The sequence below is a fragment of the Phocaeicola coprocola DSM 17136 genome (assembly GCF_000154845.1).
GTDB classification, from domain to species: Bacteria; Bacteroidota; Bacteroidia; order Bacteroidales; family Bacteroidaceae; genus Phocaeicola; species Phocaeicola coprocola.
Genome location: NZ_DS981500.1, coordinates 1 through 11560, shown reverse-complemented (window position 1 = coordinate 11560; position 11560 = coordinate 1). Strand labels below are relative to the sequence as shown.

Here is an 11560-nt window from a genome sequence, read left to right as displayed (position 1 = left end):
ATGACAGGACGTTTCTCGTAAAGCACATAAAAACCGCGTTCGTAATGAAGTTTCTTAACGACCTTCCGGTTCCTGGACATGAACATATATACATTGGATGCATCGCTCGGGTCAAGTGACATCTCTTCCCTTATACTCTCACACAGGCGGAAGATTCCTTTCCGTAAATCCACATTACCGTTAAACAGGTAATAGTTCAGGTTAGCGCTAAGTCCAAGCATATCATCCTATCATTTTATTGAGCAACAGACTCAAATCAAGAACTGTGGTGTTTCTCAGGAACAGTGTGGCACCTGATGTCAATTGCAGTTTTACCCACTTAATCGGAGATTCACCTTCAGGTTGTTTCACCTCCAACTTTACGGTTGGACTGTTGCAAGGCTTGCCGGTTATCCGGACTTTGGCAACCTTGGGTTGCTCAACCTGAACTGTCTTGCCTAACTTTTCGCTCCATAGCTGATGACGCTGCCAGTTCATGAACTTGTCGTAATTTACTCCATAATCCGCACAGAACTCACGAAGCTCCTTGGTCTCACTGCATAACTGATAGAGGTCATATACCTCCTGGTAGTTTACTTTTTCTTTTGCCATAATCATTGTTGTTTAAGGGTTACGGCGCAAAGGTAGGTTTAGGGAACATGCGTGTCAAGGCGGAAAATAGAATGGTTACCATATATGCCGGAAGATAGAACCTGAATCCCTGTGGGGAAATATTGGCTATTTTATACGGTGCTGATTAATTTCTATATATATTCCCCAATAGTCCTTAGCATGGCGATACATGCGGATCTTGACGACTTTTCACTATAATTTTGAGTGCTCATATTAATTTATGACTTCTAACATTGAATTATTATCCTTTCTATAAAATTTAAATAGAATTTGATTTCTCATTGAATTATTTTGCTCACTAACAAACTGAATAATTGCACGATTATTATTATCCAATAAAGTAACTAATTTTCCATTGGCTTCAAAAAGCATATGAGTTTCATGTATTTCCGGCAATTCACTCAATATTGCTCCTTTTGCATTTATCATATTATTAATGCCATTCAAACGTGCCTTTCTATCAATATCTCTAAAACAATTAGTAAAATCTATCAACTCCTCACGTGGTCTTGTGAGTTCTAAAAATGCGTCTAAATCCTTATTCTTTAAAATAGCATGTATTTTGCGATACTCATTATACAATTCTTTATGCAACTTAGCCTGATCTTCCTTTTGTAAAGTTACAGAATTCTTCCATCCCATATTCCCAATAGGTAGTCCTGTAGCTTGAAAAGTTGCAGAAAATGAATATCTTTTCATATTTGATATGTCATTAACAACTTCTCCGGCTTCATTCAAAATGTATGACTTTACAGTTTTAAAAGAATCATAGCTATTAGCCATATCATTTTTAGGATAACGGTGAAAGGTAAGAATTACTTGTGCATCACCCAAGACATGTTTACCATGCAATGGATACATTTCAACCTCTACTGTATGCTCACCATTATTCAAAATGAATTGATTCAATTTGAATGTGGTGCTTCCTCCAGAACCTTGTTCCTGTTTAAAAGCCAGCACATCATCAACTTTGACAACAAATTCACAATCCATACTATTTACAGATAATGAATAGATCATTTTACTATAATCTCTTGGTTCATTGTTCTTGGAATAGGTCATATTATTACTATTTTTAGTTTGCCCAATGCAATATGTATAACTCACACATAAAAAAAATATACTAAGAAAAGATTTCATGATAGTTTATATTATTAATTCAAGTTTCGCAAGTACTCAAATAATGTAATAAAAAAGGCTAAAGAGTTTGATAATTCGATGATTATCACTATATTAATGTCGCCAAACAAACGATATAGCACCCTTTAGCCATGAACAAAAATAGATATATTATCGGTGAACTCCAAGAGTTTTTTGCAAAGAATGACTCTAGCAAGGCAATAAACAGCATATCAACCATTATGAACAGCATAAGGATACAAAGCAAAGTCATCGGGTCAGTTAAGAATCCGAATTGCAAATTCACCTGTCTTCAGGTGTTGCAGCTGCTTGTTCTGTTCCCGTTCTTTTCAATTAAGAATGCTGCCAACTATTCGTCTTCTGCCCTGGGCAAGATGTTTGTCTGCCACAAAGATATGTTCTATCGTTTCATGAACGACGGCAACATCAATTGGCGACGTATAATCTACTCGGTTTTCAGGCAGGTGTATTCACGTGTGAAACGTAGAACGACATTGAAGTCGGACATCAGGTGTGTCATCATCGATGATACAGACCTTCCGAAGACCGGATTCAAGACCGAGAAGATTGGCAAGGTATTCTCTCATACCCAAATGAAGCCTATACTTGGATTCAAGGCAATGTTCCTCTGTTTTACGGATGGTGTATCCCAGTTTCTCCTTGACTTTTCTCTTCATGGAGAGGAAGGAAAACGAAGCGATAAGCCACAGGGTTTATCCAAGAAACAGACGGAAGCTCGCTACTGCAAGGAACACTCAGAGGATAAGTGTATTGCCAGGCGTAGCGCTGAGTATTTTGCAAGTAAGATTGAGACGGCCATCAGTATGCTCAAACGCTCAATCATAGAGGGCGTACGTTTCGATTATCTTCTTGTTGACAGCTGGTTTACCTGCTTTGAGCTTTTGAAGTTCGTAGTCTCAAGGCACTTTGGATGCCACCTTATCGGAATGATAAAGATGGGCAAGACCAAGTATGAGACAGATCTTGGAAACAAGACAGCGCCTGAGCTTATCAAGGCTCTCCAGAAATCCAAGAGCGTAAAGTATAGCCGCTCAATCGGTTACTACACAGCAACTGTCTCTGCTAAAATCTCCGGCATTAAGGTCAGTCTGCTCTTCTACAGAAGAGGTAAGAACGGCAATTGGAATGCTCTGCTTACCTCTGATCTTAAACTTGATGCAAAAGAAGCCTTCAGACTTTATTCAAGAAGATGGGTTATCGAAGTGGCTCATAAAGAGATGAAGCAAAACCTCAAACTCGGAAAGAACCAGTGCAGAGACTTCGCCGGACAGATTGCAGGCATATCATTGTGCGTACTACAGTACAATATACTCAGTTATGTCAAACGCAATGAGTCATACGAAACTATCGGAGGACTCTTTGCTGAAATTTCAAAGAACTCTGTTGAACTTTCAGTAGCCGAAAAAATTTGGCTGCTGATCGTAGAAGTTATAAACGTCATTGCCGAGGTACTTAACTGTGATGCAATGGTTCTGACAGAACAAGTAATATCAAACGATAAACAAATCAAAGCAGTAAAGCAGGCTTTCGACAGGCTGACACCAGCCGCCTGAGGAGCTACACTTTACTTGCGAAACTTAAGTTATTAAGATATTATTTGTAATACAGTTTTTAAGCAAGGTATCTTTAATACTCATTCCCGGCCAAAACTCTTTGCCGTTATAAGTTATTTTATCGCCGTCGAAAATAAACAGATGCTCGGTGTTTACACCCATTTCTTCCAGTTCCGAGCGGCTGTAGTGTGTGCCATACAGACCGTCCGTTCTTTCTCCACAGGCTGTTAGCGTGAAGAACAATACTATAAGATACACTGACAGGTTGATTTGTATTTTCTTCATAATGACAATATTTTTAATTAACAGCAACTAAATATTTTGTTCCGAACGTTGGCATACCCCTGCTTCCTTATCATAGATATATATATTCTTCCCGATTTTCAGGCTTATATTTTTTAACTCACCGCTTTTATTCAACTGTATCACGAAATCGCCCGGTTGCGAACAATCACCACCGAATGATGAACTGAAAAAATCGAAAATCTCATTTGGCTTAAAATCCAAGCAGGTACTTTTATATCTGTTCTGCCATTCCAATCGAATATATTTAGGGCAGACCTGCATCTTATAATCGCAATCGGGAATTTGTTTTTGGGAAGTATTATCATATTCTCCGTTACAGAGAACCAACTCCATATCATGCAACTTATCATCCATCGATTCCGTTTCAACCACGATACGGTAATTATACCGGATATGGCTGTTATTAAAGAAGAGAGTGTCCGGCAATCCGTTCGCTTTTAGATTCTCCCAGACCTCGTTCCTAACTTTTTCTTTATCATATTTATAATAAAAGCCATCACAATCCATCTTGTACCCCCACAGGGCTTCCGATTCTTCTTTTCCCTTGAATGAGCACACTTCGGTACGCCGTCCTCCGTGTATATCACTACGCAGCCATATTTGAACGCTTCCATACGGAGCGCACCCGATAACCAATCCGTCATAACGTTGTTCTTCATTCCATCCATTCAACCACCGCTCATGATACAATTTATTAATTTTTTCTACGGGTAAATCCTCTTCCACATGGTACACTTTATCTTCCACATAAGACAAATAGCTTATATCAATATGCGAGGGAAGCGAATCGGAAAGAATATATATCTTTTCGCCTCCCCCTTTTCCCCATGCGTCGCCTTCTACCGCTATCAGTTTATCTACCTTTCTTCCAAGCCTATATGCGTCACCGCGTTCGGCAATGTTATTTTACAGTCACAAACAGTGATGGGATAAAGGCAAGGAGTATTTATTTCCACTATCAGATAATCAGAGATAGGTCGTACTTTTTGATTCCGGCTGGCAAAAACAAAGATGGCTATCCATAGCAGTATTAATCCACCATTGATACAAGCCGAAAGTAAAATGCTCCCTTTAAGAAGAAACTTTGCAATCAGCATGCTAACCACATAAACCACCGCAATCGCCAAAACTGTATAGACCAAAGTATTGAGTGCATCTTTCATACCTTGCCCCATCGCATCGCTTGTGGGCACTCTGGCACGGCCATGTTCAATAGCCCATTCCAACGCCTTAAGGTAAGCGAAAAAGGTTAGTAGATAAAGAAGTATATGCAATATGACCTTATATTTCGTTTCCATTTTGTGCGAAAAATTATTTTATAGTTCTGTATTCACGTGTATTTTTCCGAAAGTCCTTTATTCATCACGTACCCGGCACAGTTCCCGGTGCACCTTTTCCTTACAGGTTTGCAGGCTTTTGATTTCGTTACGCAATCGGTCGTTTTCTTCTTGTATGCGCCGAAATCCCTTCTCCTGTTGCTTCTCCTTTTTGCCGGAGTAAGAAGTAAACCAACTCAATATCACCATAGCGATAATCAGTATTTTCATGGTTCGTACATTTTTATATTCCGATAGCGGCAAAGACACCCCGTCACCTCATATTTTCTTTCGTGAGCCGTAGCGGAAAAGACAAAAAGCAAAGAAACCATTATCACGATCATAATTTACCATCCGTATTCCTTTAAATTTGAGTGTTCATTTAATAGAACATTTTAAGTTCGTTCTCTCCGTCAGGTATATAAAGCATGATGTTTTTACTTGTAATGGTATTTGCTTTTGCATCTTTATCTTCTTTCGATTTATAATAATCCACACGCAAGACTGTCTTCAAGTCAATTTTAGAACGCAATTGCACTAATTTATTATCATGACAAAGTACCATTTCATAATTTTGTATAGGAAGGACTTTTCTATCTAAAACTCCATCAATGTTAAAGAAAACTTTAGCCCCTTTTGAAAATTCAGGATAATCTTCCTTTTTTAAATATATCATTTCGGCTTCATGCAATGTAACATCAGCGGTCTCCCTTAAAAAAGTGTATAAATCGCAATCGATTATCCACTTTTGTACTTTATTGTAATAATCAACGACTTTTTGTTCCAAATCCGGAATAGCAGATAAATCTTGTGCGTTCTTTAATTTATCGCTATAATCGAAAGGCAGTTCTGCTGTAAAACAGGATTCTCCTTTAAAGACCTTCAATTTTTTCTCTCCTATATTTGCCGGTAAACGCAGGCTTTCTCCCAGTTGTTTAGCTTCGCTTAATGGCTGTTCTTTATCTTCCAAATAGTATATTTTCACATCAACCCATGCCTTATCGGTCAAATAAAGTTCATTTTTCTTAGGCAAGACTTCTATTCCGTAAGAAAATTCACCACTGCTTCTTAAATAGGCATTGATAGGAAGCAGCATTGTCTGCCCTTCATCTTTAACAAATTGGTGTCCTATCAATATGTCATTGACAGAAACAATAACCTTACATTCCTGCTTGTTTATTTGGATGTAATACATTGGTTTGACAGGATAGGACTTCATCAAGGAAGCCCGTTTCTCTAAAAATTCTTTAACTTTCATATCCATATTTTTATTTTCTGAATTATCAATAGCTTGTCCTTTACATAGAACAGGTAAAAGAAATGCTATAATAAATACGAATTGTTTCATACTGCTTTTCATATCTTTAATTATTAGTTGCTGTTTCAAAGTTATACTACCACCCCTAAACTCCCTTTTTCGTTTTCCAATTATTTTTTGCTAACCGTTCAAAGTAGGAATGAAGTAGCATCCCTTTTTTAAAACCTTGAGTGCTCATAAAATAGAATTTATATCATAAGAGGAATCAGCTTATCAGTTCCTTTTTTCATCCCAAGATGTAGCTCAATATATCCATATCTCAACCTGGTTCCATTGTCTATTTCCTTTATAAAAATCAAAGCACTCGGGTATCCGTTATATTTATTTGACCGTAAAGATACGCTTCGACCATTACTTGAAAACACGATACGATACTCTTCTATTGGTTGAAGGTCACTTGTTGAGTGCTTATTTATAAGTTTACAAGTTTCCCTCCAATCAGATTCTATTTCTTCTTTTGTTTGATATATAGTAATTGCAAATTCCTGATAAGATGGAATAAAATACTTCTTTAACTGCTCTAAATCTTTCTGTGCTATTAATTTTCTGACATATTCATACTCTTTGACGATTTTCTGTTCAATATCAGGTATTGTTCTTAAATCAACGCAATCATCCCAGTAAGTATATTGATAAGGTACATTTGCTTCGAACTCCCCCTTCATATCAATGTATGGCAACCCTTTTTCCGGTATTTCAATATCTGGAAGAGTAAAAACAGTATGCCAAGTCGCTTCTCCTGACTCATCTACTTCTTCTGTAGAATCATAATAACCAATTTCCAAACGAAACGGCTTTTTATTACTTATAACGTGTTCTCCTTCTATGGGAGATAAATGAATCTCAACAGTTTGCCTTCCTGATTTAAATATAGTAGGATTAATTGTTATCAATGCTTCTCCTATATTAGTCGGATAGGTTATTTCTGTCATCAATATATCATTTACTCTCAATTCAAATAAGCAACCCCGATTACCATATTTGGCATAGTACACAGGTCTGCTTTCATTTTTATAAACATAAGAGTCCACATTTTCTTTGGGTACATTACCAATCTCTTTGACATTCGAGTGCTCTTGCTTATTTTGAGCATTGGAGCATCCGCCAAGCCCAAAACTAAGTAATCCCATAATCAAAAGTGTTGTAATATCCATAATTGTTCTCATATTTGATATTTGAATTTTCGCAATATTTTTTAATTAACTCTCTCTATAAAAAGCTATGCATTACTCAGACGGTACTTCCGGAGTCGGGTCAAACTCCCTTTCCGCTTTTACCCACGGAAGAGGTTCTGTTCTTGCCTTAGCCACGGAGTATTCCGGAATACCGGAAGTCGTGGTGAAAAGCTGGTACCTTCCGTACATTTTCTTTAAGTCTTCTTTCTGTTCTCTGGTAAGTTCTGTTACACCCGGATTCACCCTGCCTTCCGCATGGTAGCCGCAAGATAAACAGACAAGTCCCATGATAACCAGTATTTTCAGTTTCATATTAAAATTCATTTTCATACGTAAATATTAAGCGTCCTACACACAAAGTAGGACAGGTTTATACTAAAATTGATATAAATCCGAGGTTTTGGATAAAAGAAAGATTAGCACTTATGAGAACACAAGTGCGGCTATTGTACAATAATAAATAGCAACAGCTAAGAATTTAAAAGTTTCATACACGTGTACATAAGTCACAATCTTTGGCGCTTAGCTGTTGAAACCAATTTCATTGTCGGGCTATGGTAATTCCAGTAAAAGTCGGCCTTTGGTCTATATTATTAGTTCAGTGTTACAGCTTGTGGAACTTTAGTAAGTGAGACATTGTATCCAAGCTTTTTAAGTTCAGAAGACAAATATACCTTGCGTTTCTGCTCTATCTTGGATTGCATATATTGTGCTCCAAGTTCATGGTAACGGGACCCTGTACTCAGTATCAGATAAACGGATATCAACTGAGAATGTCCCACTGCAATCAAGGCACGTTTCTTTCCTCTGCGGGCAGCTATACGATGGTATCTCTCACTAAAAAACGTATTCTTTGTACGGGTCGCAGCCCATGCGGCTTCTGTGATTACCGCCTTTACCTGTTTGTTTCCGTGAGTGATTCGTGCGCTTTTTTTTACCCGCACTCTCGTTGTTGCCCGGAGAAAGACCGGCCCAGGACGAAAGATGCTTTTCAGAAGGGAAGTGGGACATGTCAAGACCTATCTCAGAAACCAGATCCTCTACAACCTTGGTGCTAAAACCGGGAATCTCCCTGAGAAGTTCAAGGACATTCTCGTACTTGGACAACAGTCTCTTTATACGTTCGGACAAATCATCAACCAAAGTCTGAGTCTGGTCTATATCCTTTCGGATCATCTGAAGAAGATAAATGTGATGCTCTTCAACAAAACCGGTACACGCCTCAAGCAATTCTTCAGGACTGGCTGACAGTTTACCGTGATAAACTGAATTTATATCATCAAGAGTAAGGACTTTGCCTTCACAAAGCATATCAATAAGAGAAGTAGCTGTCGTACCGCTTGTATTACTTACTACACTTGAAAGCTTGATGTTGCAGTCTTCAAGAATACGCATCATACGGTTCTTCTCTGAAGCTATCTGCTGAATAAGCTTGTTCCGGTAACGCGTCAGGTCACGAAGCTGACGCTGCTCCTTGGGAGGAATATAGCTCGGTTTGAGAAGACCTGCCAGAAGAAGCTTGCAGATCCATTCGCTGTCCATCTTGTCTGTCTTGTGACCCGGAACATTCTTAATGTGACGGGCATTGACTATCCAGACATTGGGAATGGAATCTTCAAGAACCTTATAAACCGGCTTCCAGTAAACACCGGTACTCTCCATTCCCACATGCGTTACACCATTGGACAATAGCCATTCTTTCAATTCATTCAAAGAACTCGTGAAGGTTTTGAATGAGCGGGTCTCGCGTTGGATGCCTGCTCCGTCAATTGTCGCCACCACAACCTTCAGGTGGACGTCGATACCGCAAGCGCGCTGTATCAACTGAGGGAATGTCACTTCTGCCATAACTGATACATTTTAGGGTTACACTATACAAAGGTAACTTCAGCTTGACTATTTACATTCTCTTGGGCGTGATTTTTTATCTCATGGGTATTTCATTGTTTCATTTCTGTTGATTTTTAGTTTACTTGATATATTTTACTTCATCCGTTTCACTGTCGCATAAAAAACAGTCGGTCAATACCGTATTGTCCGGGATTACGATGTATTCTACATTTTCCGGAGCGAAGAGTTTGAACACAAACTGTTTTTTCCAAAGACCGATTAATACTAAATCGTTTGGATTTTCATATTCTATTTCATTCTTCTGACAATACCATGATACTCTTGTGTAACAATGTATTATTCCGTGCTTCATTTTTGTCAGTCTTTGCTTAAATTCATCCGTACCGTATATATATCCCATATAAGCGTCTGTTACAAGGGATATACTGGGATATATCGGTTTTGGGAAACCTGCCGCCTTTCTACGCAGGAAGTCCTTCTCGCGGTAGGGGTCGAACACTTCGCCTTGCGGCAGCGGGCGGTTCTTGTCCATATAGAGTACATAGAATGGCCACCAATCGGAATCATATTCTGCAAGAACAGGTATGGCTGCTTTAGTTCGCGGATGTAAAAAACAAAACCTAAATGCAAGGTTCATAGTACCTTTTGAATATCCCGGAATGACCTTCGAGAAAGGAACAGTACAACGAGGAAAGAACAAATGGCGTGGAAATGTTACAGTACCGTTCATCCTGTCCAGTACAAACCTACGTTTATGTGCAAATACTTGGCTGACCAGCAGAATAAATGGAGCTAAAATAAATGTTGCACTTGAAACAGGCAAATAAATTTCACTGTACGGGTTGTCTATTTCTTTGCAGAACAAGAATATCCCAGTACATAAAATAGCTGCTCCGATACCTATCAGAAATCCGCGTATTTGAGAAGGTGTAGTGAAAATAAGAAATTGGTCATCAGCCCTTTCAACCTTGTAGAAATCGGCAATTTCAGTTGTCAATACGGCAGGGAAAGGATATATGATATGTTTTACTTTTTCTCTTTTCCCACTCCATATTCTCACTGCTATTAATAAGAATATAGTTATAACTCCTAATAGTGCAAAAAAAATTGTTCCGGATATCAACACTATTAATAGTTTTCCCCATAAATATTCAAAAAACAGGAATTTCCGGGCAGGGTAATGCTCCATAAGATACTCTATTCCGGAAAAACATATTCCAGAAATTGGACATGAGCATAATAACACAACGATTCCGGCTATTATTCTGATTGTAGAGGGTCTGTTAATGTCTGTTTTTGGTTCCATATCTCATTCTGTTTTGTAGTTAAGACAATTATTCTAATTGTGTCTCTGCATTCATTTCCTGCTCTTTGCTTTCTCTTATCCCATCTATCTCTTTATAGGTGTCGTCCACAATTTGATGGGATTCTGTATTGAGTTTCTTTGCATATCCCTGAACAAGAGAATTTATTTCATGATAAATACATGCGGCTACAATCAGTATCGCAAAGACAGCCAATATTTTCTTTATCGGTTTGTAGCGGAGCAGATAGCCCAAGAAGGCAAACAGGATATAAGCGATATATATACACCCGGTATTGAGAGTCCTTCCAAAATATTCTTGTTTATGACGTTGCAGCTCGTTTGATGTTTCCCATGCACCGAATGCGTGCTGGTACAATTCTGTATGTGCTATGTACATCAGACTGTCTTCGCTGGCAGCAGGATGAACGGCGTATTGATACACAACTCCTATTCTTTTCAACCGATAGCAGTCATAGGCTTTCGATGCCAGAGTGTCCGGTAGTATGGAGAGCAGTAGTCCGCACGTGTCAATATCAGCCTGAAAAGATGTTTCAAGAGAATCTATCTGGGCTGTCAGCTTTGTCTTGGACATAGACATAGGCTTTTTGTTCAATATCTGCTCCATGCTTATACCGTACTTGTCTGCCAAAGAGTTGGGATAGGTCTGCTTCATTTCAACTATTTTTCCGACGGATACGACCATCATCTGCGGACGCACAAACCAGTCATAATAATAGGTCATTGCCGACAAAGGCAGGACAAGAACCAGCCCGATTGCCAATGTACGGAAAAAGCCAGTCCACTTTTCTCTGTCCATAGCCCAGAAGACCAGGAAGGTTGCAACACTCAGACTGTATGGAATCAGAGATGTAAATGCAGTCAGTCCCAACTGTACACAAAGGCCAAGTGCTTCTATTGTGTCCAGATCATAAAATGTGCCATGGAATCCACCACAGGCGAGC

General features: G+C 38.8%; 14 protein-coding genes. 1 reads left to right on the top strand and 13 read right to left on the bottom strand.

What is annotated here, in order from left to right; translation table 11 throughout:
• The 3 genes from tnpB to BACCOP_RS15095 form a co-directional block, all read right to left on the bottom strand.
• A partial coding sequence (gene tnpB, locus BACCOP_RS15105) for an IS66 family insertion sequence element accessory protein TnpB (RefSeq protein ID WP_007570656.1) occupies window positions 1-221 on the bottom strand: 221 nt, incomplete at its 3' end.
• Window position 222: 1 nt separating this feature from the next.
• Window positions 223-591 (bottom strand): hypothetical protein, encoded by a 369-nt coding sequence (locus BACCOP_RS15100; RefSeq protein WP_185150241.1) that lies wholly within the window; start codon window positions 589-591, stop codon window positions 223-225.
• Window positions 592-825: 234 nt separating this feature from the next.
• Window positions 826-1674, bottom strand: a complete 849-nt coding sequence (locus BACCOP_RS15095; RefSeq protein ID WP_007570652.1) for a hypothetical protein — start codon at window positions 1672-1674, stop codon at window positions 826-828.
• Between the two features lie 209 nt (window positions 1675-1883).
• On the opposite strand from BACCOP_RS15095, the gene BACCOP_RS15090 reads away from it, so the two are divergent.
• Entirely contained in the window at window positions 1884-3326 is a 1443-nt protein-coding gene (locus BACCOP_RS15090; protein ID WP_007566580.1) for an IS4 family transposase, read from the top strand.
• Window positions 3327-3350: 24 nt separating this feature from the next.
• Here the strand turns inward: BACCOP_RS15090 and BACCOP_RS15085 are convergent, their stop codons facing one another.
• The 10 genes from BACCOP_RS15085 to BACCOP_RS15035 form a co-directional block, all read right to left on the bottom strand.
• The gene (locus BACCOP_RS15085) at window positions 3351-3611 is read right to left on the bottom strand and encodes a hypothetical protein (RefSeq protein WP_040312151.1); all 261 of its coding nucleotides are present in this window, start codon (window positions 3609-3611) and stop codon (window positions 3351-3353) included.
• Between the two features lie 27 nt (window positions 3612-3638).
• A complete protein-coding gene (locus BACCOP_RS15080; protein ID WP_260401336.1) occupies window positions 3639-4430 on the bottom strand; it encodes a DUF2931 family protein in 792 nt (263 codons plus the stop codon).
• Window positions 4431-4489: 59 nt separating this feature from the next.
• Window positions 4490-4930, bottom strand: a complete 441-nt coding sequence (locus BACCOP_RS15075; protein ID WP_007570646.1) for a hypothetical protein — start codon at window positions 4928-4930, stop codon at window positions 4490-4492.
• 57 nt (window positions 4931-4987) lie between these two features.
• The gene (locus BACCOP_RS15070; protein ID WP_007570644.1) at window positions 4988-5179 is read right to left on the bottom strand and encodes a hypothetical protein; all 192 of its coding nucleotides are present in this window, start codon (window positions 5177-5179) and stop codon (window positions 4988-4990) included.
• 151 nt (window positions 5180-5330) lie between these two features.
• A complete protein-coding gene (locus BACCOP_RS15065; protein ID WP_040312149.1) occupies window positions 5331-6308 on the bottom strand; it encodes a hypothetical protein in 978 nt (325 codons plus the stop codon).
• Window positions 6309-6454: 146 nt separating this feature from the next.
• Window positions 6455-7432, bottom strand: a complete 978-nt coding sequence (locus BACCOP_RS15060; RefSeq protein WP_007570641.1) for a hypothetical protein — start codon at window positions 7430-7432, stop codon at window positions 6455-6457.
• A 60-nt stretch (window positions 7433-7492) separates the two neighbouring features.
• On the bottom strand, window positions 7493-7753 hold the full coding sequence (locus BACCOP_RS15055) for a hypothetical protein (RefSeq protein WP_040312148.1): 261 nt from the start codon (window positions 7751-7753) through the stop codon (window positions 7493-7495).
• Between the two features lie 525 nt (window positions 7754-8278).
• The gene (locus tag BACCOP_RS15045; protein ID WP_007570635.1) at window positions 8279-9289 is read right to left on the bottom strand and encodes an IS110 family RNA-guided transposase; all 1011 of its coding nucleotides are present in this window, start codon (window positions 9287-9289) and stop codon (window positions 8279-8281) included.
• A 121-nt stretch (window positions 9290-9410) separates the two neighbouring features.
• Window positions 9411-10352, bottom strand: coding sequence for a hypothetical protein (locus BACCOP_RS15040; protein WP_227994668.1), 942 nt, complete (start codon window positions 10350-10352; stop codon window positions 9411-9413).
• A 274-nt stretch (window positions 10353-10626) separates the two neighbouring features.
• Window positions 10627-11560, bottom strand: a 934-nt coding sequence (locus BACCOP_RS15035) for a hypothetical protein (protein ID WP_007570633.1), incomplete at its 5' end; no start/stop codon positions are given.

Coding starts and splice junctions, on each gene's coding strand:
- BACCOP_RS15100 (WP_185150241.1), bottom strand. CDS start 591: ATGGCAAAAGAAAAAGTAAACTACCAGGAGGTATATGACCTCTATCAG.
- BACCOP_RS15095 (WP_007570652.1), bottom strand. CDS start 1,674: ATGACCTATTCCAAGAACAATGAACCAAGAGATTATAGTAAAATGATC.
- BACCOP_RS15090 (WP_007566580.1), top strand. CDS start 1,884: ATGAACAAAAATAGATATATTATCGGTGAACTCCAAGAGTTTTTTGCA.
- BACCOP_RS15085 (WP_040312151.1), bottom strand. CDS start 3,611: ATGAAGAAAATACAAATCAACCTGTCAGTGTATCTTATAGTATTGTTC.
- BACCOP_RS15075 (WP_007570646.1), bottom strand. CDS start 4,930: ATGGAAACGAAATATAAGGTCATATTGCATATACTTCTTTATCTACTA.
- BACCOP_RS15070 (WP_007570644.1), bottom strand. CDS start 5,179: ATGAAAATACTGATTATCGCTATGGTGATATTGAGTTGGTTTACTTCT.
- BACCOP_RS15065 (WP_040312149.1), bottom strand. CDS start 6,308: ATGAAAAGCAGTATGAAACAATTCGTATTTATTATAGCATTTCTTTTA.
- BACCOP_RS15060 (WP_007570641.1), bottom strand. CDS start 7,432: ATGAGAACAATTATGGATATTACAACACTTTTGATTATGGGATTACTT.
- BACCOP_RS15055 (WP_040312148.1), bottom strand. CDS start 7,753: ATGAAACTGAAAATACTGGTTATCATGGGACTTGTCTGTTTATCTTGC.
- BACCOP_RS15045 (WP_007570635.1), bottom strand. CDS start 9,289: ATGGCAGAAGTGACATTCCCTCAGTTGATACAGCGCGCTTGCGGTATC.